The following is a 23,119-nucleotide window of genomic DNA, read 5'->3' as shown; positions in this document are numbered from 1 at the left end:
ATGACCACGCTGACTGATCCCGTCGAGGCCACCCGGCCTCGCTCGATCACAACGCAGTACACGCTGAGTCGGGACAAGGTCCTGTACGGCGGTCTGCTCGTGCTGACCGCGATCGCCTACCTGTGGGGGCTGTCCAAGAACGGATACGCCAACGAGTACTACGCGGCCGCCGTACAGGCCGGGTCGAAGAGCTGGAAGGCCTGGTTCTTCGGGTCGTTCGACTCGTCGAGCTTCATCACCGTGGACAAGACCCCGGGCTCGCTGTGGGTGATGGGGTTGTCCGCGCGGATCTTCGGATTCAACAGCTGGAGCATGCTGGTGCCGCAGGCGCTGATGGGCGTCGCGAGCGTCGGGTTCGTGTACGTCGCGGTGCGGCGCTGGTTCTCCGCGAACGCCGGCCTGCTGGCCGGAGCGATTCTCGCGCTGACGCCGGTCGCGGTGCTGATGTTCCGGTTCAACAACCCGGATGCGCTGCTGATCCTGCTGCTGTGCGCCGGTGCGTGGGCGGTGACCCGGGCGATCGACTCGGTCAAGCACTCCGCGCGGTGGATGATCCTGGCCGGTGCGCTGGTCGGGTTCGGGTTCCTGACGAAGATGCTGCAGGCGTTCCTGATCCTGCCGGCGTTCGGGATTGCTTATCTGGTGGCCGGGAAGCCCGCGCTGGGGAAGCGGCTGCTGCATCTGGTGCTGGCGACTGTTTCCTTGATCGTGAGTGCGGGGTGGTGGGTCGCGATTGTCGAACTGCTGCCGGCCTCGGCGCGACCGTACGTCGGTGGGTCGTCCAACAACAGCATTCTCGAGTTGACCCTTGGGTACAACGGGCTCGGGCGGTTGAGCGGCAACGAGTCCGGGTCGGTCGGCGGCGGTGTCGGGAACCCCGGGTGGGGTGGGGCGACCGGGCTGCAGCGGCTGTTCGGCGGCGAGTTCGGGTCGCAGATCTCGTGGCTGATGCCGGCCGCGTTGCTGGCGACCGTCGTACTGATCGTTGCTGCGGGCAAAGCGCCGCGGACGGACAAGACACGGGCCTTTGCGCTGCTGTGGGGCGGGTGGCTCGTGGCCACCGGGCTGGTGTTCAGCTACATGCAGGGGATCATCCACCCGTACTACATGATCGCGCTGGCGCCGGCGTTCGGTGCGGTGATCGGTGGTGCGATGTCGATCCTCTGGAAGCGGCGGACGGAGTGGTTGCCTCGGGCAACTCTTGCTGGTGGGGCGTTGCTGACGGCGGGCTGGAGTTTCGCGTTGCTGAACGGGACTCCTACCTGGCACCCGTGGCTGCGGTGGATTGTGTTGATCACCGGTGTGCTGGCGGCCGGGCTCGTCATGCTGCTGCCTGAGCTTCGGTTGCATCGGACGGCGGCTCGGCGGGCTGGTGTGGCTGCGGCGGCGGTTCTCGCGTTTAGCGCGTTGGCGGGGCCTACGGCGTACTCGCTGTCGACGATCAGCTCGGCGCACACCGGAGCGATTCCGACTGCTGGGCCCGGTGGAATGGGCGGAATGGGCGGCGGGCGTGGTGGCGGCGGGTTCCCGGGTGGCGGAGGAATGGGCACGCCGCCTGGTCAGACCGGCACTGGGACTGGTACGGGGACCGGTACTACCGGGCAGCCTGGGACCGGCACGACGACCGGCCGCGGAATGGGCGGAGGTGGTGTTGGCGGGTTCCTTGGTGGTGGCGGGATCAGTGGAGTGTCCAGTGAGCTGGTGACGCTGTTGCAGCAGGGCGCGAAGGGGTACACCTGGGCCGCCGCAGCTGTGACCGCGAACGGTGCCGCGCCGCTGCAGATCGCGTCGGGCGAGCCGATCATGGCGATCGGCGGGTTCAACGGGACAGACCCGGCGCCGTCGCTGGCCGAGTTCGAAGAACTGGTTGCCCAGGGCAAGGTCCATTACTTCATCGGGAGCGGTGGCGGCGGAATGATGGGGGGCCGCGACGGCACCTCGAGCGAGATCGCCACCTGGGTCAGCGAAAACTTCACCGCCCAGACCGTTGGCAGCACCACCGTGTATGACCTCTCCACCGGAACAGGAGCATGAACATGACCCACCAAGAAGCCCAATGGCAAGCGGCCCAGGCCGCCCAGCCCGGCGGCTCCCCTCAGGCCGGCTCCACACCGGAGGCCGGCTCCGCCCAGCACGCGGGCTCCGCCGCCCAGTCCGGCTCGCCCGCCCAGGCGGGTGCCGCACCGCAACCAGGTGCTGCGCAAGGCGGTGTCGCGCCACAGGCGGGTTCTGCGCCGCAGGCGGGCTATGGGCAGGAGGGAGGTTCGGTGGGTGGGAAGCGGCCTAGCAATGTGGTGCTTGCTGGGGCTGGGTCTGTGCTTGCCGTGCTTGCGTTCCTTGGTGGGATGGCGGTTGGGCATTCGTGGGACGGGACCAGTAACCAGCAGAACCAGTTCGGTGGGCCTGGTGGTGGCGGCTTCGGCCGCGGGTTCCAGGGCAACGGGCAAGGGACGGGGCAGGGCACCGGACAGGGAACTGGGCAAGGCACCGGGCAGGGGCAAGGGGTGGTGCCTGGGCAGGGCACCTTGCCGAGTCAGGGAACGCAGCAGGGGCAGGGGACCCAGCAGGGGCAGGGAACTCAGCAGCAGCCGGGGACGACGCAGAACGGGTGACGCAGAACGGGTGACGCAGAACGGGTGATGTAGGTCGGGTGAAGTTGGGTTTAAGTAGGCGGCCCGGCGGGTCAATGAGCGGACACTCGGCCCGCCGGGCGCTGTTTCTGGACGGTCGTCAAGCGATGAGACGACACGCGGAATGGTTCACCGGCGTACGGGGTGGGGTAGGGATGGGGGCGTGGAATGGTCGAACGTCACCTGGTTCCTGACCGCGCTCGGTGCGGTCGTCGTACTGATCACGCGCGTCCGTCTCGGCGGCACGGTGGTGGACGGCACCGCTCGCGGCGCGGGCCGGCACGGGTTTTCCGCTGCCCTGCTGCGGTTGCACACCGTCGTCGGCGTGATCACGTTGCTCGGCTGGGTAGTTGCCCTGATCACCGGTCGGCAGGAGATCGCCGTGGTGATGCTGGCCGGGTGGTGGTTGCTCACGGTCATCGGATTGTTGCTTCTGGCCCGTTGGTTGCCGGGCGGAGGCAAGCATTCCCAGGACACGCAGAGTGATGCGTGGGGTTCCGGCGCGGGCCTGTCCGTCCTCGGCCACGTCGGCATGCTGATCGGTGTCTGCTACTTCACCTTCGTCACGTTCACCGAGCGCCTTTGAGGCCGGCGATCAGCGCCACGACAGAGCGTCGTACTGCGGCCTCGAACGCTTCTGGTGAGAGCGTTGCGCCCGCCCCCGCGACCCGGTCGTACATCAGCCCGTCCATCATCGCGGCCACCGGCCACGCCGCCGCCTCCGGTTCCGGTACGCCGAGCCCGGCGAGCAACTGCGCAAGCATCGCCCGCAACTCCCGCCCACCCTCGTTGATCGCCGTCCGCAGTTCGGGCTGACGACTCGCCTCCAGCGACAACTCGTACCGCGCGACCAGATCGTCCGGCCGATTGCGCGCCATCCCGACCGTCATCGCCACCATCAGCTCGACCGGATCCGCACCGGCCGGCGGCATCGCGCTGACGTCCCGCGTGAGCATCCGGCTGACGCACGCCGTGAGCAGAGCGTTGCGCGTACGCAGGTAGTACGACGTCGATCCCGGCGGCAGGCCTGCCTCGGCGTCGACCGCTCGGTGCGTCAGCCCGCGCAGCCCGCGGGTCGCGACCAGGTGGATCGCAGCATCGGCAATGGCGTCCTGGCGATCCGCACCCCGCGGAACCTGCTTCGTCACGCCCGTCAGTCTCGCACTTCCCAACCAAACTCTACAGATGTAGAGTCAGGTTCATGAGGGTGATCGTGGTGGGGGCGGGTATCGGCGGGGTTACGGCTGCTGTCGCGCTGCAACAGTGCGGCTGGCAGGTCACGGTGCTGGAGCGTGCTCCGGAGTTGGGCGAGGTAGGGGCCGGCATCTCGGTCTGGCCGGCGGCGGTTGCCGTGCTCGAGGAGCTCGGGGTGAAGGGCGTCGAGAAGGCCTCGGTGCAGTCCAAGCCGGCCGGCATGCGGAAGGCGGACGGTCGATGGGTGGTCACCGCGGCCGAGCTCGGCGTCGAGCTGCCGGTGATGATCCACCGCGCGCAGTTGCACGAGCTGATCACGGCCGAGCTCGGTCCGGCCGTCACAGTCCGGACCGGGTACGACGTACGGACCGTCACGCAGGACGCGGACGGCGTCACGGTCAACGGCGAGCTCCACGCCGACCTGGTGGTCGCCGCGGACGGGATCCGAAGCGTGGTGCGGGGCACGCTGTACCCGCAGTACAAGGGCCCGCGGTACTCCGGCGTCTCGGCGTACCGGGGGATTGCGGACGTGGACATCGACGACGGTGGCGGAGAGACCTGGGGCCGGGGGCAACTGTTTGGCTTCGCGCGACTGATCGACGGCCGCATCTACTGGTACGGAACGGCGAACCAGCCGGCCGGCCAGACGAGCGAGCCGACTGTGTTCAAGAGCTGGCACGACCCGATCCCGAGGCTGATCGCGAGCAGCGAGACGGTGCTGCAGAACGACATCTATGACCTGACGCTGCCGCTGGTCCCGTTCGTCCAGGGTCGGATCGTCCTGCTCGGCGACGCCGCCCACGCGATGACGCCGAACCTGGGCCGCGGCGCCTGCTCCGCGATCGAGGATGCCGGTGCCCTGGCGCGACACCTTCAAGCCGGCGAGCTCACCCAGGCGCTGACGGCGTACGACGCTGAACGGCGACCGGCGACGACCAAGCTGATCAAGCGCTCTCGGAGTGTTGGCCGGCTCGGGCAGGTCGAGAATCCGCTGGTGTGCTCGCTCCGCGACGGGCTGTTCGGCCTAGGGGGCAGGCTGATGGCACTGCGCGCCCGCAAGTAGGCTCGCGGCGTGATCACAACGCCGCAGGCGCCGGAGATCCCCGGCGCGAAGCACATCCACTCCGGCAAGGTCCGGGACCTGTACGAGCTGGAGTCCGGCGATCTTCTGATGGTGGCGAGCGACCGGATGAGCGCGTTCGACTGGATCCTGGAGTCGCTGATCCCCGACAAGGGGAAGGTGCTCACCGCGATGAGCCTGTGGTGGTTCGAGCAGCTGGACATGCCGAACCACATCATCTCCACCGACGTGCCGGCCGAGGTCGCGGGCCGCGCTGTGGTGTGCGAGAAGCTGGCGATCTACCCGGTCGAGTGCGTCGCCCGTGGGTACCTGAGCGGCACCGGCCTGCTCGACTACAACGCCACCGGCGCGGTCTGCGGCATCCCGCTGCCGGACGGCCTGGTCGAGGGCTCGCGGCTGGACGTCCCGATCTTCACCCCGGCGACCAAGGCCGAGCTCGGCGAACACGACGAGAACGTCTCGTACGACGCGGTGGTGGCGACCGTCGGCGCGGACACGGCGTCGACGCTGCGGGACACCACGCTGGACATCTACACGTGGGCGCGGGCGATCGCCGAGGACCGCGGGATCATCCTGGCCGACACGAAGTTCGAGTTCGGTGCTCGCGCGGACGGGACGCTGGTGCTCGCCGACGAGGTGCTCACGCCGGACTCGAGCCGCTTCTGGCCGGCTGACCAGTGGTCGCCGGGCAAGCAGCAGCCGTCGTACGACAAGCAGATCGTCCGCGACTGGCTGCAGTTCGAGTCGGGCTGGGACCGGACGTCCGGCGAGGCCCCGCCGCCGTTGTCCGACGAGGTGGTCGAGCGCACCAGGTCGGCGTACATCAACGCCTACGAGCAGCTGACGGGTCGCAAGTTCGACGCCTAGAACGCGCTGACACCCAGGGCGAGCAGGATGAAGCGGGCGCCGCGGCCGGCGAGGACCGACAGGGTGAAGACGACGGTCTTCATCCGCGAGGCGCCGCCGATCAGCGCCACGCCGTACAGCGGTGGGACGCCGACGAAGGCGCTCAGCAGCGTGACCGGGATACCCCAGCGGCTGTCGCTCATCGCGTCCAGCAGGCGTTTGGTGACGTCGCGGTTCCACTGGACGAAGCGGCCCCAGCGGGTGTCCAGGTTGACCGGCTTCGGTTCCTTGGTCTTCCGGGCTGCGTAGCCGGGGCGGTACCGGACGGCCAGGAACATCGCGACCTTGCCGATGGTCTGCCCGACAGAGATGCCGGCCGCGGCGACGACCGGGTTCAGGGCATGCGTAGCCGCGACGGCGAGGACGTACGCCTCCGCGTTCATCACCGGTATGACGGCGGAGCCGATGCCGAAGCCCACCGCGAGTACCAGTTGCCATACCCACATGACTCCGAGGCTATGCGCCATTGCGGCCATTCCCACGGAACTCAGCCCCACCTTCGGGGGTAGACCAGGGTCCACCCCCTCATCGCGGTTGCCCAGGTGCGGCGAGCCAGCGGCCGGACAGGATCATGACGAGTCGGTACGACGAGACCACCTTGACGGCCAGCGCCGCGATCGCGACGGCGTACGGCAGCCACTGTGCGCCGGTGTGACCGGCCACGACCAGCGAGATCACGACTGCGCCGGTGTTCAGCGCCTTGGCGGGCTTGGACCAGTTCCAGAGGTAGATCGGCCGGTCGACCTTGTAGAAGTAGTTCGGGCTGAGCATCCACGGCCAGAGCAGGAACGAGAACGTCAGCATCGTGTCCAGTACGCCGAACTGCGCCAGGTAGATCGCCAGCGGACCGATCGTCGCCGGATATGTCGCCATGAACGCGGCGGCGAGCAGGAACGAGCAGGCCCGGTCGCAGACGATGTCGAACACGGCTCCGGACAGCGACTCCTCGTTCCGCTTGCGAGCCACCCAGCCGTCGAGGCTGTCGCCGAACCAGTACGAGAAGTACCCGAGCACCAGCCAGGTCAGATCGCCGGTCCGGAACGCGAAGGTGGCGACGGTCATCGCGATCAAGGTCCGGACCAGGGTGATCCGGTTCGGCAGGCCCAGCAGCAGCGCAGGCCGGACCGCCAAGGGGGTCGAACTCATGCGGCCCTCAGATTCTCGGGATCCAGTGCGTCCCGGAGTTGGTTGCGAAGGAGATAGCCGGCGGCCGCGCCGCCGAGATGACCGAGCAGCCAGCCCCCGGCCGTCAAGGCCGCCGCGATCAGCAGCGTGCCTGGCTCGAATGGATCGACCGCACCGCCGACCACGCGACCGAGGCCGATCAGGGTGCCCAGCAGCAGACCGGTCGCGAGCGCCGGCGCGGCGACCGCGGTCAGCTGGCGGCGGATCACCCGGCGCAGGAACGCCAGGTCCACGCCGAGTGCGGTCAGGCTGGCGAACTGACGGCGATGGTCGACCAGTTGGTCGGCGACACCGACGATCAGCGCAGCCATCGCGGTGAGCGCGACCAGGGCGAGCCCGGCGATCGTCAGCCCGAAACCGGTGGTGTAGAACGCAGCATTACCACCCCGGTCGTTCTCGGCGTGGACTCCGGCGATCGCGTTGGCCATGGTGCCGACGAGAAAGCCGCAGCAACCCAGCAGCATGCAGATCCGTGACGCCGGGCGCGAGTCAGTGACCAGCCGGAGTCCGGTCAGCATGTACGCCGGGTCGCTCGACCGCTGCAGCCGCAGCCCGACAGCGCGGATCCACAACGCCGACATGCTGAGGAAGAGCAGTGCGATCCCGGCGAGCGCGATCGTCGACGCGATATAGCCCAGGTACCGCGATGTCAGCAGCCCGAGCACGATCAGCACCGGCCCGGCGATGATGCCCGTACGACGCTGCGCCGCGGTCTCCGGCGTGGACGGCATTGGACCGTCCCGGTGCAGCAGACTGCCGATCACCGCACCAGCCGCCGTCATCGCGATCACCACCGGGATCCACAGAGCCGCGTCCAGCACCTCCGCGCCGGGCAGGATCCGGGCCATCCGGGGGAGTGCGCCGAACAGCAGACTGAGCAGCAGGTACGCCGGTCCGGCGAGCAGTCCGCCGACCAGGCCCGCGATAGCTGCATCGGTCACGGTCAGTTGGCGCAGCTGCTTGCGGGATGCACCTGCCAGTCGCAGCGCGTCCAGTCGCCGTTCGCGTGCCGCCGTACCCAGGCGCAGGGCCTGGACTGCGAGGCCTCCGGTGAGTACGGCGAGGATGACGAGGATCGCGATCAGTCCGGAGCGAAGGCCGCTCTCGGCGACGTAGTTGCTGTAGATGCTTTCGCTCAGGTCGCCCTTGCCGAGGCGTGCGATGCGCAACGCGCCAAGTAGCAGCGAGCCGCTGAGCGCCAGGGTCGCAGTGGCCAGCTTGACCCGGCTGCGGTCGGCCAGGGTCCGCGAGCGGGACAGCTGCACCAGCGTCTCGAGTGTCATCAGAGGGACACCTCGTGCTGGATCAGGCCGTCCCGCAGCCTGATCTCCCGGTCTGCCGAGGAGGCGACGACGTTGTCGTGCGTCACCATCAGCAGCGCGGCGCCGCGGTATCGGGCGGCCCGCAGCAGTACGTCGAGGAGCTCCTGCCCGGCGCGACTGTCGAGACTGCCGGTCGGCTCGTCAGCGAGCACGACGGACGGTCCGGTGACCAGTGCCCGCGCCAGCGCAGCACGCTGCGTCTGCCCGCCGGACAGCTCGGCCGGCACCGCATCGGCGTCGTCGGCGATCCCCACCTGGTCCAGCCAGTGGCGTGCGGCCACATGGGCCTCGCCACGCTCGTGGCCGTCCAAGAGGAGTGGCAGCGCCACGTTGTCGATCAGTGGCAGATCCGGCACCAGCTGCCCGAACTGCAGCACGATGCCGACCTTCGTACGCCGGAGTGCGGCACGCCGTTCCTCCGGCAGAGCGGAGAGGTCCTCACCGTCCACACGGACCACGCCCGCATCCGGAGTGAGGATGCCGGCCGCACAGTGCAGCAGGGTGGACTTGCCGCAGCCGCTGGCCCCGGTCACCGCGACTACCTCACCTGGTTTGAGCTTCAGACTGACGCCGCGGAGCGCAGGGTTCCGCCGGTACGAGTACTCGACACCCTCCAGCTCCAGCACAGGTTGTCCAGTCATCTGTGAGCCCCCCTTTGCTCTGAGATGCGGTCCAAGGCGCTGTCCAGCCAGCGCAGATCGGCGTCGAGATGGGCCACGATGTACTCGCGGACCAGTGGTGAGGTCGGGTCGTCGTCGGCGGGAGTCTCGCGCAGTTCGCGGATCCGCCGCAGGTGGCTGGCGCGCTGACGGGCGAGGAAGCCGGCGGCGTCCCCTCCGGTGCGGATGGCCGCCACGAGCTTCCGCAGTACCTCGTCGGCGCTGCCCCAGGCCGGTGGGACCGGATCGTTGAGCCAGTCGGCCAGGTGGTCGCGGCCCTTGCTCGTGAGCGCGTAGACGGTCCGGTCCGGGCCTCCGCCCGATGTCTTGTCGACCACCTCGACCAGTCCGTCGCGCTCCAGTCGCCCCAGTGTCGTGTACACCTGGCCAAAGGCCAGGGGGCGGCTGTCGGGGAACCAAGCGTCATGGCCGCGCTTCACGTCGTACCCGTGTGCCGGTCCGGCGGACAGGAGCCCGAGCACGAGCTCTGCGGTGGCCATAGCGGTGACTATACACCGCGTGTATGTACTGAGTGAATAGTCCAGGATGCGGCATTCTGGACCGTGCTCGGTAGGATTCAGGCGTCACCCCGCAACGAACCTGGAGTAGTCAGTGGCTCGCGTTGTCGTCGACGTCATGCTCAAGCCCGAGATTCTCGACCCGCAGGGCAAGGCGGTGCACGGCGCGTTCGGCCGGCTCGGCTTTGACGGCGTGGCCGACGTCCGGCAGGGAAAGCGCTTCGAGATCACCCTGGACGGTGAGGCGACCGAGGAGCGGGTCGCCGAGATCCGGAAGGCCGCGGACACCCTGCTGGCCAACCCGGTGATCGAGGACTACACGCTGCATGTGGAGAACGGACAGTGAAGATCGGGGTCGTCACCTTCCCGGGCTCGCTGGACGACGTCGACGCCCGTCGTGCGGCCGCGGTGGCCGGTGCCGAGGCGGTCGCGCTCTGGCACGGTGACGCCGACCTGCACGGTGTGGACGCGGTCGTCCTGCCCGGCGGCTTCTCGTACGGCGACTACCTGCGCGCCGGTGCGATCTCCCGGTTCGCCCCGGTGATGGAGACCATCATCAAGAAGGCCGGCGAGGGCATGCCGGTGCTGGGGATCTGCAACGGCTTCCAGGTGCTGTGCGAGTCGCACCTGCTGCCGGGCGCGCTGATCAAGAACCACCACCGCAAGTTCATCTGCAAGGACCAGCCGCTGCGGATCGAGAACAACCGCACCGCCTGGACCAGCGACTACGACGCCAACCACGAGATCACCATCGTGCTGAAGAACCAGGACGGTTCGTACGTCGCCGACGAGGCGACGCTGGACCGGCTGGAGGGTGAGGGCCGGGTGGTCGCCCGCTACCTGGACGAGAACCCGAACGGCTCGTACCGCGACATCGCAGGCATCACCAACGAGCGCGGCAACGTGGTCGGCCTGATGCCGCACCCGGAGCACTGCGTCGAGACTCTCACCGGACCGACCACGGACGGCCTGGGCTTCTTCACCTCGGTGCTGAAGGCCGTCGTCGCCTCCTGATGAGCCTCACCCGGGTGCGGTCGCTCCTGGCCCGCACCCTCTTACTAGCCGCGGCGATCGTCCTTGCGGCCACTGGTACGGCGACCGCGCAGCCGGCCGACCTGATGGCCAAGGTCGTGGTGATCGGCGTACCCGGGTTGACCTGGAGTGACGTGCAGGCGTCGCCGGAGCTGACTGCTCTGGTGAACAAGTCACACGTCGGGTCGATCTCGGTGAAGACGGCCGGGCCGCACACCTGTCCGATCGACGGCTGGCTGACGATCAGTGCAGGGACGCGCGCCTGGGGCAACGTGCCGGACCAGCCGTGCGGTGACCTGCCCGCAGTGACCGACGGCAAGATCACCGGCTGGCAGACGTACGTCGACCGCCAGGCCGAGCACCACACCGGCGCACCCATCGGCCGCCTCGGCGTCAGCCGCGACCGCGTCTGCGGCTTCGGACCGGGCGCGGCAATCGCGGTAGCGAAGACGGACGGCACGGTCGCCAACTGGAGCCCGGAGTTCGACGACTCCAAGCTCGCCAGTACCGCATGTGGCGACGCGATCGTCGACGCCGGAGCGATGCCGCTCCGCGAAGGACGCGACGAAGCACGCAAGCACGTAGCCGACCTGGTGGCGCAGGCCAGAGCAGCAGGTGGCTGGGTGCTGCTCGTCGGCGTCGGCCAGGAGACGGCCGACGCACATCAGCAAACCCTCGTGGCAATGCAACTGCCTCCGGACAACGGGCCGCGCTGGCTGACCAGCGACTCGACCCGCCGCCCCGGCATGATCCAGCTGACCGACATCACGGCCACCGTCCTGCGTGGTGAGGCCAAGCCGGTCGACCCCGCCGGGTCCGAGAAGGCAGGACCTCTCGACGGCGCGGAGATCCACTTCACCGGTGACCTGCACACGAATGCGGCGGCGGTGATCGAGGACAGGCTGGACGCCAACCAGCGGTTCGAGCAGCCGCGGCCGGTGCTGTTCGCAGTCGCGTTGACGATCGTCGGCGCCGAGGTGCTCGCACTGGTGTGGTTCCTGATCAGGCGCAGCCCGACGTCCCGCCGTACCGCGGTGTTCGCCCTCCTTGTGCAGGGTGGGTTCTTCATTGCGGTCTTCCTGGCGCAGGCGACGGTGTGGTGGCGGTGGCCGTCGCCCGCGTTCTCCCTGTACGCCGTGACGATCGGCATCAGCGTGCTCTCCGCAGCGGTCGCGCAGGTGTTCCTGAAGCGGTACGCGTACCTCGGGCTCGCGCTGGCGGCGTACCTGCTCCTGTTGGTCGACGGAGTGCTCGGTACGCCGATGCAGGTCGGCAGCATGTTCGCTGACGGACCTGTGATCGGTGGGCGGTTCTATGGCTTCGGCAACTCGACGTTCGCGACGCTGGCGGTCGGTGCGCTGGTCACAGCCGGGTGGGCCGCGCAGAAGCTGCTCGACAAGAGCAGAGTGCAGGCCGCACTCGCAGTACTGGCCATCGGCGGTGCTGCGATCGTTGTGGACGGCAAACCGGGCTGGGGTACTGACTTCGGCGGCATCATCGCGCTGACCCCGGCTGTGCTGCTGATGGCCTGGCTGACCTGGAAGGGCACCATCTCGCTGCGCGCACTGATCGGCGTGGGCGTTGCCGGCGTACTGGCGGTGTCTGTGGTCGCCTTCCTCGACTACTTGCGTCCGCCCGAGCAGCGCAGCCACTTCGGTACGTTCGTCGCACGGCTCCTCGACGGCGACGTCAGCGACGTACTCATCCGCAAGCTCCAGATGGCGGTCCAGTTCTTCAGCGGACCGGCCGGGTGGCTGATGCTCGTCGCGGTCGTCCTCCTCATGCTGGCGACAGTCCTGCCGAACCGTGTGCCCTCGGAGTCGTACCGGGAGTTCTACGGCAGCCTGCCGATGGTCCGGCCCACGCTGCTGGCCCTGTCGACCTGTGGTCTCGTCGGCATGCTTCTGAACGACGCCGGGGTCGCACTGCCCGCGATCATGGCCGGCTTCGCTGTCCCGCTGCTGGTGGCTCATCTCATGGCTTCCCGGCAGCCCGCTACCGTTTCACCTGAGTCCCACCTAGTGCAGGAGTCCTAACGTGTCCCCGGAATCCCACGCCGACACCGTCAGCAACGCAACCAACACGCCTGAGGTCGAGCAGCCGTGGGCTGAGCTCGGACTGAAGCCGGACGAGTACCAGCGGATCCGGGACATCCTGGATCGCCGGCCCACCAGCTGCGAGCTGGCGATGTACTCGGTGATGTGGAGCGAGCACTGCTCGTACAAGTCCTCCAAGGTGCACCTGAAGCGGTTCGGCGAGATCCCGCAGGAGACGCCGACCGGGAAGATGCTGGCCGGTATCGGTGAGAACGCCGGCGTGATCGACATCGGCGAGGGGTACGCCGTCACGTTCAAGGTCGAGTCGCACAACCACCCGTCGTACGTCGAGCCGTACCAGGGGGCGGCGACCGGCGTCGGCGGCATCGTCCGCGACATCATCGCGATGGGCGCCCGCCCGGTCGCCGTGATGGACCCGCTGCGCTTCGGGCCGCTAGACGCTCCGGACACCAAGCGGGTGCTGCCGGGCATCGTGTCCGGTGTCGGCGGTTACGGGAACAGCCTCGGCCTGCCGAACATCGGCGGCGAGGTCGTCTTCGACCCGACGTACCTGGGCAACCCGCTGGTCAACGCGCTCTGCATCGGTGTGATGCGGCACGAGGACCTGCACCTGGCCAACGCGACCGGCGTCGGCAACCAGATGATCCTGTACGGCGCCAAGACCGGCGGTGACGGCATCGGCGGTGTGTCGGTGCTGGCCTCGGAGACCTTCGCCGAGGGCGGGCCGACCAAGCGGCCGGCGGTCCAGGTCGGCGACCCGTTCATGGAGAAGCTGCTGATCGAGTGCACGCTCGAGCTCTTCGCCGCGAATGTGGTCGAGGGCATCCAGGACCTCGGCGGCGGCGGCCTGTCGTGTGCGACCTCGGAGCTCGCCAGCGCGGGCGACGGCGGCATGCGGGTATCGCTGGACAAGGTGCCGCTGCGGGACGCCTCGCTGTCGCCCGAAGAGATCCTGATGAGCGAGTCGCAGGAACGGATGATGGCCTGCGTCACGCCGGAGAACGTCGAGGCGTTCCTGAAGATCTGCGCGAAGTGGGACGTCCAGGCTGATGTGATCGGTGAGGTGACCGACACCGGGCGGCTGGAGATCGACTGGCACGGCGAGCGCGTCGTCGACGTACTGCCGGAGACCGTCGCGCACGAGGGCCCGGTCTACAACCGCCCGTACGCACGGCCGGACTGGCAGGACGCACTGCAGGCCGACGGTGCGGAGAAGTTGCCTCGGGCAAGCAGTGGCGCGGAGCTGCGGGACACCCTGCTGCGGCTGGTCGCCTCGCCGAACCTCTGCGACAAGTCGTGGGTGACGGACCAGTACGACCGGTACGTGCTCGGCAACTCGGTGCTCTCGCAGCCCGAGGACAGCGGGATGATCCGCGTCGACGAAACCAGCGGCCTGGGCGTCGCGGTCTCGACCGACTGCAACGGACGGTTCGCCAAGCTCGACCCATACACCGGTGCGAAGCTGGCGCTCGCCGAGTCCTACCGGAACGTGGCCACCACGGGTGCGCGCCCTGCAGCTGTGACCGACTGCCTGAACTTCGGCTCGCCGGAGGACTCGGGTGTGATGTGGCAGTTCACCGAGGCGATCCGCGGTCTGGTCGACGGCTGCATCGAGCTGGGCATCCCGGTCACCGGCGGCAACGTGTCGTTCTACAACCAGACCGGCGAGACCCCGATCCTGCCGACCCCGGTGGTCGGTGTGCTCGGCGTGATCGACGACGTCACTCGCCGTACGCCGATCGGGTTCACGGCCGAGATGGAGGGCCACCAGCTGTACCTGCTCGGCGAGACCGAGGAGGAGCTGTCCGGGTCCGAGTGGGCCAACGTCATCCACGGTCACCTCGGCGGGCGTCCGCCGGCCGTCGACCTCGAGGCCGAGAAGCAGCTGGCCGACATCCTGATCAACGCGTCGCGGGACGGGTTGATCGACGCGGCGCACGACGTCAGCGACGGCGGTGTCGCTCAGACGCTGGTCGAGTCCGCCCTGCGCGGCGGCGTCGGCGCGCGGGTGTGGGCGCCGGACGGGCTCGACCCGTTCCTGTTCCTGTTCGCGGAATCGGCCGGCCGCGCGGTCGTCGCCGTACCGCGGACCGAGGAGGTCCGGTTCACCGACATGTGCACCGCCCGCCGCTTCCCGCACGCGAAGATCGGCGTCATCACCGGCGACACCCTCGACGTCCAGGACCAGTTCGAGGTGCCGCTGACCGAGCTGCGCACCGCATGGACGGCCACGCTGCCGTCGGTCCTCAACTAGACACCTCTCTGGCACACTCGGTGGAGACGAGTGAGGTGATGGATGGCGGAGCGGCGGCCGGTCAAGCCGGGGGAGTTGATGGGGCTGGCGGCTGCGGCCGGCCAGGAGGCTCGGGCTGCCGCGGCGCGGCGGCGGATGGCTCAGATCCGGTTGACGGACGAGGAGCGCCGGGTCGCCACGGATGAGTTGGCGGAGCAGTTCGCGATCGGCCGGCTGGATGAGCTGGAGCTGCATCGGCGGGTCGATCTGCTGAACGATGCCGTGACGCATGGCGACCTGCAGCCGATCTTTGCCGGGCTGCCGGCTCCCTCGCTGTACAAGCCGCCGGAGCGGAAGCCGGGGAAGTGGCGGTGGGCTGGGTTCGCCGCAGCCGCTTGGATGGCAGTGCCGTTCGTGCTGACCGGACTGGTGTTCATGGTGTTCGGACGTGAGATCGCTGCGGCGATCTTCGCGCTGCCGGCGCTGGCGTGGACGTTCTACGCGTACCGCTGGGCATCACGACCGGCCCGGGAGGAACGCCGGCGGTCAGGCTCCTAGCGTCGACTCCCGTGTGACCAGCTGAGCGGGGAGTTCGAGTACGCCGTGATGCGGCGTGCCTGCGATCGCTTCCAAGAGCAGGGAGGCGGCGCGGCGACCCAGGTCTTCGAGGCGGAGATCGACGGTGGTGAGCGGCGGCCTGCTGGCCAGGGCCATCACCGGCCAGTTGTCATAGCCGGTGACGGCGATCTCGTCGGGGACTGAGCGGCCCAGCTCGCGCAGGCGGTCGCAGACGCCGCGGGCGATCTGGTCGCTGCCACAGGTGATTGCGTCCGGGTGCTCGCGCAGTACCAGGTCTGTCGCTTGGCGGCCCCAGCGTTCGGACCAGTCGCCGAACAGCGGCTCGGTGCACAGCGCAGCGGCGACGGCCTCGGCGCGTTCTGCTGCGGAGCGGTGGTGGGCCGGGCCGGTGATGTGGGCGATCCGAGTGCACCCGAGGCCTTGCAGGTGGGTGATCGTGGCGGCGGCCCCGGCCGCGTCGTCGACTATGACCGACGCATCCGCCGGATTGGTCGACGCAGCGAGCGCATAGACGACTGGCAGCGGTACGTCGATCGGCGGGCGCGGCTCGGTTCGCCGACCGGTCACGACGATGCCGTCGACACCACGGGCGACCAGTGTGCGCAAGTAGCTCTGTTCGCGGAGCGGATCGTCGCGGGTGTCGCACAGGACGGTCGCCAGCTCGCCTGCGCTGAGTACGTCCTCCACGCCGCGCATGATCGGGATGCTGAAGCGGCCCGAGCTGTCTGTGGTCAGTAGCGCGACGGTGTACGTCCGGCCGGATGAGAGCGCGCGGCCGCGGGCGTCCGGCGTGAACCCGAGCTGCGCGGCGGCTCGTCGTACCCGGGATCGCGTCTCCTGGCTGAGCTGGCCGGTGTTGTTCAGCGCCTTCGAGGCGGTTCCGGCGGACACGCCGGCGAGCGCGGCGACGTCGGTGATCCGCACTCCTGGCCTCTTCATGGCGTTTCCTTCCGTTCTTGCGGCGAAGCCTAGCAGGAGCGTCGGAGAACCCTGCTGACCTGTACTTTGATCTTGACCGGCGCATTGTCTAGTCCTACGTTGTCAATCACGGAAAACGTGTGCGGTATTGCCGTCGTTCCTCGTCAGAAAGGCATAGCCATGCCCACTCCACCTGCCGGCCGTGGCGGCCACTACGTCCCGCAGCGCGCGCCGCTCCGGCCCGTGCCGTTCCAGAAGCTCCCACCCGGTGCAGTCGAGCCGCGCGGCTGGCTGGCGCAGCAGCTCGAGCTGCAGGTCGACGGACTCTGCGGCCGGTATGACGAGATCTCGGACTTCCTGGTCTACGAGACGAACGGCTGGGTCGACCCGGCGCAGGGAGCGTGGGAGGAGCTGCCGTACTGGCTTCGCGGCTTCGGTGACCTCGGGTATGTCACCGGCAACACCGGCGTACTGACCAGGACACAGCGGTGGATGGAAGGCATCCTCGGGACCCAGGCCGCCGACGGATGGTTCGGTCCCGAACGGCTGCGGACCTCACTGGAGAGCGGGCCGGACTTCTGGCCGGGCATGCCGCTGCTGGCCGCATTCCGGTCCTGGCACGAGTACTCCGGTGACGAGCGGGTCATTCCGTTCATGACGAAGTACCTGGGGTTTCAGAACACGCAGCCGCCGGAGGTGTTCAACCGGTCGTGGGGTGCGTTCCGCTGGGGCGACAACATCGACAGTGCGTACTGGCTCTACAACCGCACCGGAGACGAGTGGCTGCTCGACCTGGTGACCAAGATGCACAGCGGGTCGGCGGACTACGTCGACGGCATTCCCACCTGGCACAACGTCAACCTGGCGCAGGGGTTCCGTGAGCCGTTGCAGTACTGGCTGCTGTCCGGCGACGAGAAGCACCGGGCGGCGACGTACCGGAACTATGCGACGGTGATGGGGCTCTACGGGCAGTTCCCCGGTGGTGGGTTCGCCGGAGACGAGAACTCGCGGCCCGGGTTCGGTGACCCGCGGCAGGGGTTCGAGACGTGCGGGATCGTCGAGCTGATGCACAGCTGTGAGCTGCTCACTCGCTTCACCGGTGACACGGCCTGGACGGACCGGTGTGAGGAGCTGGCGTTCAACTCGCTGCCAGCGTCGTACGACCCGCAGCAGCAGGTGATGCACTACATCACCTGTGCCAACAGTGTGCAGCTGGACGACCGGCCGAAGCACGGGCAGTTCGAGAACCCGTTCCCGATGCAGGCGTACAAGTACGGCGTACGTCAGTACCGATGCTGTCCACACAACTACGGCATGGGCTGGCCGTACTACGCGCAGGAGCTCTGGCTGGCGACCACGGACAACGGGCTGGCCGCGTCGATGTACGCCGCCAGCAAGGTGACTGCTCGCGTCGGGGCTGGGGGCGAGACGGTGAGCATCGTGCAGGACACGGAGTACCCGTTCTCTGACACCGTCTCGTTCACTGTGCAGGGCGCGGCGCGATTCCCCTTGTATTTAAGGCGTCCTGGCTGGGTACATGAGGTGTCGGTGAAGGTTAACGACCAACCGGTTCACGTCAGCGGCGACTGGCTGAAGCTGGACCGCACCTGGCGGTCCGGTGACCGCGTGGAGCTCCTGTTGCCGATGCGGACGAGCACCAGGGTCTGGGACGACAACCAGCGCTCGGTGTCTGTGGACCGTGGTCCGTTGACCTATTCGCTGCAGATCGATGAGCGGTACGAGCGCATCGGTGGGACTGACGAGTGGCCCGAGCTATCCGTCTATCCCGAGTCCCCCTGGAACTACGGTCTGGTCGCCGACGCGCGCTTTGACGTCGTACGACGCGACGCGGGCGCGAATCCCTTCACTAGCGAGGGAGTGCCACTCGCACTGACCACCCAGGCGCGACGGCTCCCGCAGTGGGAGGCGGACACCGAGGACGTGGTCGGAGTGCTGCAGCCCGGTCCGGCGCGGTCGGAAGAACCTGTGGAGACTGTGACGCTGATTCCGATGGGTGCGGCTCGACTGCGGGTCACGTCGTTCCCGCAGGTCTCGCCGCATGGCAAGGAGTGGAGCTACCGCACGCGGATCACTGCATCGCATGTCAACGACGGCGACTCGCTGGAAGCTCCTGGCTCAGGGCGGGTGCCGGAGTCCTCTGCAGACACGTCGATTCCGCGCTTCACGTGGTGGGACCGTCGCGGGACGACGGAGTGGATCTCCTACGACCTGCGCTTGATGCGCGAGCTCTCGCAGGTCTCGGCGTACTGGTACGACGACACCGGCTCCGGCCTGTGCCGCGTGCCCCAGACCTGGCGCGTGCTGTGGCTCGACGGGGACACGTGGCGCCCGGTCGACAACACCACGCCGTACGACGTCGCAGTCGACCAGCTCAACACCACAACCTTCACGCCGGTGCATGCGCAGTACATCCGGGTGGAGGCTCTACTGCGCCCGACGTACTCCGGGGGATTGCTGCTTTTGACATACAGCTGACCGCTTGGACCTGCGAAAATGAGCCCGTGGGGGATCAAGCTGCGCTGGAACATGCGCTTCTCGAGCATTTGCAAGTTGCGCCGCTGACCCGGGCGGAGTTGGCACGCCGTACGGGCGCCAGCGAGCGCTGGGTTCAGTCGGCGTTGGACGACCTGGTTCGGGGGACGTACGTCGTCCGTCGCCCGCAGGATGCCGGACCGGCCGACTACGAGATCACCGCGGCCGGATCCGGCCGGCTGGAGGTGGTCGAGGAACTCCTTGACTCGCCACTGAAGATGATGGGGAAGGTGTTCGTCGCGACGGTCAGGGACACCATCCGGCCGCGGCAGGTGCAGCCGGCGGACCCGAGGGATCTCTGGTTGTCCGATGACGACAAGGCGGTCTGTGGGGAAGCCCTGGCTGCCCATTACGTCGCAGGCCGGATCGACAGGACGGAGCTCGAACGACGGTCGGATCTGCTGTCCGCCGGCAAGACCCGACGCGTGCTGGAGCAGGTCTTCGACGGCCTGCCGCTGCCGAACCTCACCGATCCGGTGACGCTGCCGCCCGGGTCCAATCCGCCGACCTGGGGGTCGGTTGCCCTGTTGCTGCTACCGGTGCTCTGCATCGTCCTGTTCATCGCCGGCTCCATCTGGTCCAGCCATGCGAGCCTCCCGACGGCGGTGCTGTTCACCGCGCTTGTAGTCGGCGTCCTGCTGTGGCAGTTCCGAGGCGGGCGCGGGCGGAAGTGAAGGACCCGCGGGTGGAGCGCCTGGTGCTCAGACAGCTGGAGGGCCGACCGCTGAACCGGGCCGAGTTGGTCAGCCGTACTGCCGCAACTGATCACCAGGTCCAGGCTGTACTGGACGAGTTGATCGGCACGTCACACGTCGTCCGCCGCCCACAGGACATCGGACCGGCTGACTACGAGCTGACGCCGCTCGGAGTGGAGCGATTGGCTCAGGTCGGGCGGATCGCTGCCTCGCCTGTCCCGGTCGCCAAGAGACGTCCGCCGCTGAGTCGGCCGAAGGCTGCCCGCCGTCCCGCGCCGGCTCCGACCCGTCCGGCTCCCCGCGCGCCGCGCTTCGCGGCCGAGCCGAAGCCGGCGGACCGTGAGTTGATCGTGAACCTGGCAAAGAGCCTCGGTATCGGGGTCGTCTTCGCAGGCGTCCTGATCCTGTCGGGCTCCAGCGTGATCCTGCTTCTGGTCGCCCTCGTGGTGACGGCAGGCAACATGTTCGCCAGTTACAGATCCTGGGCCGACAAGCGCCGTACGAAGTGAACTAGCCTGTGCGCGTGGACCCCGTGTTGCGCTTGGCCGTGCCGTCGGACGGATCTGCGATTGGTGAGTTAGCCCGGGCCTCCGTGCTGGACGTGTTCCCGGCGTACTACGACGATGCTGAGACGGCGAGCGCCGCGGAGCACATCACCACGCTGGACACCGCACTGATCGAGGACGGCACCTACTACGTGCACGACGCCGGCGGGGAGATCGTCGCCTGTGGCGGATGGAGCCGGCGGAACAAGCTGTTCAACGCCAGTACTGCGGGAGCTGACGAGCGACTGCTCGACCCCGCGACCGAGCCGGCGCGCATCCGGGCCATGTTCGTCCGTGCGGACTGGACCCGGCGTGGACTCGGCAGGGCGATCCTGACCGCGTGCACGGACGCAGCACGGGCAGAGGGGTTCACCAAGTTGGCGCTGATGTCGACGCTGCCCGGAGTACCGCTCTACAAGGCTTTCGGCTTCACCGAGGTGGAGGCTGCCCAGCTACCGATGCCCGACGGCACTGTGCTCGCCGGTGTCGCGATGGAACGACCGATAGATCTCGAGGAGATGGCATGACCGCAGGTACTACTGTCAGCGCGCCCGACGGCAGCGACGTCGTACTGGGTGAGATCGGGACCCGCGTGCTGCTGAAGAACTCGCGCGTCCGCGTGTGGGAAGTGGAGCTCCAGCCCGGTGAGGCACAGGGCTGGCACCTGCACCACAACCCGTACGTCGTGCTGTGCCTGTCGACGTCCCCGTGCCACATGGACTGGCTGGACGGCAGTCCGGCGCGGCAGCTGAGCGAGACCGTCGGCGGGTCCGTGTACCGCCCGGTGTCCCCGGTGCACATGCTCACCAACGACGGCGACGCGCTGTACCTCAACCGCCTGATCGAGGTCCTCGACCTGGGCGAGGAGGCCAGCGGCGACCCGTACTTCGCGATCGCGGGCGTCCCGGCCGAGTCCGGCTTCGAGCAGGCCGGCGAGCTCCCGGTGAAGGTGGTCGTCGACGAGGACGACGTACGCGTGCAGCACGTGACACCCGAGGCCGGCGAGTCGTACACCTGGCACACCGGCGCGTACCCAGCCCTCGTGGTCGACCTGGACCTCGACCACCCGGACGTCACCTACCTGGAGCCAGGCGAGTCCTACACCCTCCCCGCCAAGCCCTCACGCACCTCCGGCTTCAACCTGGTCGAACTGCGCTACTACAGCAGGCCGCGCACCTGATCCGCGTCCCTCGCCTTGAGCACTGCGGCAGTGTCGATCTGACTGAGGTCGGCCTGTCGCAGTTGTGCTTTGACGAGGGGTACTTGTGGGCCGACGGCGCTGAGTTCGGTGACGCCGAGGGCTGCGAGTAGTACTGCGGCTTGTGGGCTGCTGGCGAGGTCGCCGCAGACTGCGACGCGGACGCCGGCGTTGCGTACGACGTGGTCGATGAGTTGGAGGACTGCGGGGTCCAGACCGTCGGCGAGAGAGGCGACCGCGGTGTTGGTGCGGTCGGCGGCGGTTGTGTACTGCGTGAGGTCGTTGGTGCCGATGCTGACGAAGTCGAGATCCTCGGCGAGTGTGGCGACGCGCAACGCGGCGGCGGGGACCTCGACCATGATGCCGACCTCGAGACCGTCCCGTGGGCCGAGCTCGTCCAGTGCCCAGGCGACCTCATCGGCGGTCGTGACCATCGGGAACATCACGTGGACCGGTGTCTCGGTCGCTACCCGACGGATGGCTTCGAGTTGGTCGCGCAGGAGCTCGGGTCGACGGCGGAACACGCGGAGGCCGCGCTCGCCGAGGAACGGGTTCGCCTCCTTGGCCTGGGGGAGGAACGGGAGTGGCTTGTCGCCGCCGATGTCCCAGGTGCGGATGGTGATCGGCCTGTTCTCCAGCGCTCGTGCGATCGCGCGGAAGGCCTCGACCTGTTCGTCGACGGTCGGTGCGGTACGACGGTCGCCGAAGAGCACCTCGGTCCGTACCAGACCCGACCCGTCCGCGCCCTGTGCGTCGACGGCGTCTTGGACGACACCGACGTTGACCAGTACGTCGATCGTCTTGCCGTCACGGGTGATGGCGGGCTCGTCGGCTCGGGTGACGGCTTGCGCGCGCTCGTTCTGCCGTTCGCGGATCGTCGCCTGGACCCGGTCTTCGTCCGGCGCGACCTCGAAGGACCCGGTGCGTGCGTCGAACGCGATCGTTGCGCCCGGCCGGACGTCGACGTCGCCGATCCCGGTGATGAGCGGGATGCCGCGCGAACGCGCCACGATCACCCCGTGGCCGGTCGTCCCGGCTGCTCGTACGGCGATCCCTGCGATCCGGGTTGCATCAAGCGTTGCCGCGGTTGCCGCGTCCAGCTCCGGTACGACGAGGATGCCGTCCGCCGGTGATTCTTCGGTCGCGCCGACGAGGATCCGCAGTACGCGATCCCTTACTGCGCGAACGTCTTGTGCACGCTCGCGCTGGTAGGCGTCGTCGAGCCCTTCGAAGGTCGTTGCCAGGTCGTCGTACACGTCCTGCCAGGCGGTCGGAGCCGACGAGCCGCCGGAGACTGCATGCTCGACAGCTGTAAGAACCTTCCGATCTTCCAGCAAGGCAAGGTGAGCCACGAAGATGTCCCCGTGCTCGGGGGTCGTGTCACGCAGCTCGCGAAGCTGCTCGCCGGCGGCCTCCAGTGCGTCGTCGAGCCGCCCGAGTTCGTTGTCCCCAGCAACATAACCGCTCAGGTCAACCCCCGAGCCCACCAGCACCGCAGGCCCGATAGCCACATCCAACCCAGACCCACCGGCTGTCGGAGCAGCTTGCACAGTGGGCTCGTCGCCGAAGCCCGCGGCCGCCAACTTCTCGATCGCAGCCAACACCTCCGAGGCTTGCGGACCGCTCGCACCTACACGGACCCGATGACCCTGCTGGGCGTTCAGCGTCGCGACCATGCTCAAACTGCCCGCATCCACCGGCCCGCGACCGGTGTCCAGATCGGTGAGCGTGACGACAGCGTCGAACCCATTCACCAGCCCGACCAATCGGGCCGCCGGCCGAGCATGCAAACCATGCTCGTTGCCGACCACAAC

The 23,119-nt window shown here is 68.4% G+C and carries 23 protein-coding genes; 15 read left to right on the top strand and 8 right to left on the bottom strand.

The features are described from left to right. The 3 genes from EV645_RS43145 to EV645_RS11600 all read left to right on the top strand — a co-directional run bounded on the left by EV645_RS43145 (position 1) and on the right by EV645_RS11600 (position 3,216). Positions 1-2,034 carry a glycosyltransferase family 39 protein gene (locus EV645_RS43145; protein ID WP_130442507.1) on the top strand — a complete coding sequence of 678 codons (2,034 nt, stop codon included), beginning with the start codon at positions 1-3 and terminating at the stop codon, positions 2,032-2,034. Positions 2,035-2,036: 2 nt separating this feature from the next. Next, the gene (locus EV645_RS11605) at positions 2,037-2,612 is read left to right on the top strand and encodes a hypothetical protein (protein ID WP_130442505.1); all 576 of its coding nucleotides are present in this window, start codon (positions 2,037-2,039) and stop codon (positions 2,610-2,612) included. A gap of 181 nt (positions 2,613-2,793) precedes the next feature. Further along, positions 2,794-3,216 (top strand): hypothetical protein, encoded by a 423-nt coding sequence (locus tag EV645_RS11600; RefSeq protein WP_130442503.1) that lies wholly within the window; start codon positions 2,794-2,796, stop codon positions 3,214-3,216. Here EV645_RS11600 and EV645_RS11595 read toward each other — a convergent pair. Beyond that, positions 3,200-3,778 (bottom strand): TetR/AcrR family transcriptional regulator, encoded by a 579-nt coding sequence (locus EV645_RS11595; RefSeq protein ID WP_130442501.1) that lies wholly within the window; start codon positions 3,776-3,778, stop codon positions 3,200-3,202. The two genes, EV645_RS11600 and EV645_RS11595, sit on opposite strands and share 17 nt — an antisense overlap. A gap of 53 nt (positions 3,779-3,831) precedes the next feature. Between EV645_RS11595 and EV645_RS11590 the strand changes: the two genes are divergently transcribed. Both EV645_RS11590 and EV645_RS11585 read left to right on the top strand, forming a co-directional pair. Then, positions 3,832-4,887: an FAD-dependent monooxygenase gene (locus EV645_RS11590; protein ID WP_130442499.1), complete on the top strand. Its 1,056-nt coding sequence runs from the start codon at positions 3,832-3,834 to the stop codon at positions 4,885-4,887. 9 nt (positions 4,888-4,896) lie between these two features. Then, complete coding sequence (locus tag EV645_RS11585; protein ID WP_130442497.1) at positions 4,897-5,772, top strand: phosphoribosylaminoimidazolesuccinocarboxamide synthase; 876 nt, start codon at positions 4,897-4,899, stop codon at positions 5,770-5,772. Here EV645_RS11585 and EV645_RS11580 read toward each other — a convergent pair. The 5 genes from EV645_RS11580 to EV645_RS11560 all read right to left on the bottom strand — a co-directional run bounded on the left by EV645_RS11580 (position 5,769) and on the right by EV645_RS11560 (position 9,477). Next, positions 5,769-6,257, bottom strand: a complete 489-nt coding sequence (locus EV645_RS11580) for a hypothetical protein (RefSeq protein ID WP_130442495.1) — start codon at positions 6,255-6,257, stop codon at positions 5,769-5,771. The two genes, EV645_RS11585 and EV645_RS11580, sit on opposite strands and share 4 nt — an antisense overlap. 79 nt (positions 6,258-6,336) lie before the next feature. Then, a complete protein-coding gene (locus EV645_RS11575; protein ID WP_130442493.1) occupies positions 6,337-6,957 on the bottom strand; it encodes a CDP-alcohol phosphatidyltransferase family protein in 621 nt (206 codons plus the stop codon). Next, positions 6,954-8,279, bottom strand: coding sequence for an FtsX-like permease family protein (locus EV645_RS11570; protein WP_130442491.1), 1,326 nt, complete (start codon positions 8,277-8,279; stop codon positions 6,954-6,956). Before EV645_RS11570 ends, EV645_RS11575 begins: the two co-directional genes overlap by 4 nt. After that, positions 8,279-8,959, bottom strand: coding sequence for an ABC transporter ATP-binding protein (locus tag EV645_RS11565; RefSeq protein WP_130442489.1), 681 nt, complete (start codon positions 8,957-8,959; stop codon positions 8,279-8,281). Before EV645_RS11565 ends, EV645_RS11570 begins: the two co-directional genes overlap by 1 nt. Continuing rightward, entirely contained in the window at positions 8,956-9,477 is a 522-nt protein-coding gene (locus EV645_RS11560; RefSeq protein WP_130442487.1) for a PadR family transcriptional regulator, read from the bottom strand. Before EV645_RS11560 ends, EV645_RS11565 begins: the two co-directional genes overlap by 4 nt. Before the next feature lie 112 nt (positions 9,478-9,589). Here EV645_RS11560 and purS point away from each other — a divergent pair, with 112 nt between their 5' ends. From purS to EV645_RS11535, 5 genes are read left to right on the top strand one after another with little or no spacing between them, the layout of a single operon-like run. Beyond that, positions 9,590-9,841, top strand: coding sequence for a phosphoribosylformylglycinamidine synthase subunit PurS (gene purS, locus EV645_RS11555; protein ID WP_130387955.1), 252 nt, complete (start codon positions 9,590-9,592; stop codon positions 9,839-9,841). Next, positions 9,838-10,509: a phosphoribosylformylglycinamidine synthase subunit PurQ gene (purQ, locus tag EV645_RS11550; RefSeq protein WP_130442485.1), complete on the top strand. Its 672-nt coding sequence runs from the start codon at positions 9,838-9,840 to the stop codon at positions 10,507-10,509. Before purS ends, purQ begins: the two co-directional genes overlap by 4 nt. Before the next feature lie 14 nt (positions 10,510-10,523). Next, the gene (locus EV645_RS11545) at positions 10,524-12,563 is read left to right on the top strand and encodes a hypothetical protein (RefSeq protein WP_198681549.1); all 2,040 of its coding nucleotides are present in this window, start codon (positions 10,524-10,526) and stop codon (positions 12,561-12,563) included. 1 nt (position 12,564) lies between these two features. Then, entirely contained in the window at positions 12,565-14,838 is a 2,274-nt protein-coding gene (gene purL, locus EV645_RS11540) for a phosphoribosylformylglycinamidine synthase subunit PurL (RefSeq protein ID WP_130442481.1), read from the top strand. A 42-nt stretch (positions 14,839-14,880) separates the two neighbouring features. Then, the gene (locus EV645_RS11535) at positions 14,881-15,375 is read left to right on the top strand and encodes a DUF1707 SHOCT-like domain-containing protein (RefSeq protein WP_130442479.1); all 495 of its coding nucleotides are present in this window, start codon (positions 14,881-14,883) and stop codon (positions 15,373-15,375) included. Here the strand turns inward: EV645_RS11535 and EV645_RS11530 are convergent. Next, positions 15,364-16,335 (bottom strand): LacI family DNA-binding transcriptional regulator, encoded by a 972-nt coding sequence (locus EV645_RS11530; RefSeq protein WP_130442477.1) that lies wholly within the window; start codon positions 16,333-16,335, stop codon positions 15,364-15,366. The genes EV645_RS11535 and EV645_RS11530 overlap by 12 nt on opposite strands. A gap of 159 nt (positions 16,336-16,494) precedes the next feature. Between EV645_RS11530 and EV645_RS11525 the strand changes: the two genes are divergently transcribed. Genes EV645_RS11525 through EV645_RS11505 form a run of 5 tightly spaced genes read left to right on the top strand, consistent with a single transcriptional unit; the run spans position 16,495 to position 21,287 of the window. After that, a complete protein-coding gene (locus EV645_RS11525) occupies positions 16,495-18,810 on the top strand; it encodes a beta-L-arabinofuranosidase domain-containing protein (RefSeq protein ID WP_130442475.1) in 2,316 nt (771 codons plus the stop codon). Positions 18,811-18,836: 26 nt separating this feature from the next. Next, entirely contained in the window at positions 18,837-19,541 is a 705-nt protein-coding gene (locus EV645_RS11520; RefSeq protein ID WP_130442473.1) for a DUF1707 SHOCT-like domain-containing protein, read from the top strand. Between the two features lie 23 nt (positions 19,542-19,564). Next, complete coding sequence (locus tag EV645_RS11515) at positions 19,565-20,071, top strand: hypothetical protein (protein WP_130442471.1); 507 nt, start codon at positions 19,565-19,567, stop codon at positions 20,069-20,071. Positions 20,072-20,085: 14 nt separating this feature from the next. Beyond that, a complete protein-coding gene (locus EV645_RS11510) occupies positions 20,086-20,634 on the top strand; it encodes a GNAT family N-acetyltransferase (RefSeq protein WP_198681548.1) in 549 nt (182 codons plus the stop codon). Continuing rightward, positions 20,631-21,287 (top strand): cupin domain-containing protein, encoded by a 657-nt coding sequence (locus tag EV645_RS11505; protein WP_130442466.1) that lies wholly within the window; start codon positions 20,631-20,633, stop codon positions 21,285-21,287. Before EV645_RS11510 ends, EV645_RS11505 begins: the two co-directional genes overlap by 4 nt. Here EV645_RS11505 and ptsP read toward each other — a convergent pair. Then, a complete protein-coding gene (gene ptsP / locus EV645_RS11500) occupies positions 21,266-23,116 on the bottom strand; it encodes a phosphoenolpyruvate--protein phosphotransferase (protein ID WP_338419143.1) in 1,851 nt (616 codons plus the stop codon). The genes EV645_RS11505 and ptsP overlap by 22 nt on opposite strands. Positions 23,117-23,119 lie beyond the last annotated feature (3 nt).

The sequence above is a fragment of the Kribbella rubisoli genome, from assembly GCF_004217145.1.
GTDB lineage: Bacteria > Actinomycetota > Actinomycetes > Propionibacteriales > Kribbellaceae > Kribbella > Kribbella rubisoli.
This window is presented reverse-complemented; position numbering and strand designations above follow the sequence as displayed.

Coding starts and splice junctions, on each gene's coding strand:
- EV645_RS11580 (WP_130442495.1), bottom strand. CDS start 6,257: ATGTGGGTATGGCAACTGGTACTCGCGGTGGGCTTCGGCATCGGCTCC.
- EV645_RS11565 (WP_130442489.1), bottom strand. CDS start 8,959: ATGACTGGACAACCTGTGCTGGAGCTGGAGGGTGTCGAGTACTCGTAC.
- EV645_RS11525 (WP_130442475.1), top strand. CDS start 16,495: ATGCCCACTCCACCTGCCGGCCGTGGCGGCCACTACGTCCCGCAGCGC.
- EV645_RS11535 (WP_130442479.1), top strand. CDS start 14,881: ATGGCGGAGCGGCGGCCGGTCAAGCCGGGGGAGTTGATGGGGCTGGCG.
- EV645_RS11570 (WP_130442491.1), bottom strand. CDS start 8,279: ATGACACTCGAGACGCTGGTGCAGCTGTCCCGCTCGCGGACCCTGGCC.
- EV645_RS11605 (WP_130442505.1), top strand. CDS start 2,037: ATGACCCACCAAGAAGCCCAATGGCAAGCGGCCCAGGCCGCCCAGCCC.
- EV645_RS43145 (WP_130442507.1), top strand. CDS start 1: ATGACCACGCTGACTGATCCCGTCGAGGCCACCCGGCCTCGCTCGATC.
- EV645_RS11530 (WP_130442477.1), bottom strand. CDS start 16,335: ATGAAGAGGCCAGGAGTGCGGATCACCGACGTCGCCGCGCTCGCCGGC.
- EV645_RS11590 (WP_130442499.1), top strand. CDS start 3,832: ATGAGGGTGATCGTGGTGGGGGCGGGTATCGGCGGGGTTACGGCTGCT.
- EV645_RS11560 (WP_130442487.1), bottom strand. CDS start 9,477: ATGGCCACCGCAGAGCTCGTGCTCGGGCTCCTGTCCGCCGGACCGGCA.
- EV645_RS11505 (WP_130442466.1), top strand. CDS start 20,631: ATGACCGCAGGTACTACTGTCAGCGCGCCCGACGGCAGCGACGTCGTA.
- EV645_RS11575 (WP_130442493.1), bottom strand. CDS start 6,957: ATGAGTTCGACCCCCTTGGCGGTCCGGCCTGCGCTGCTGCTGGGCCTG.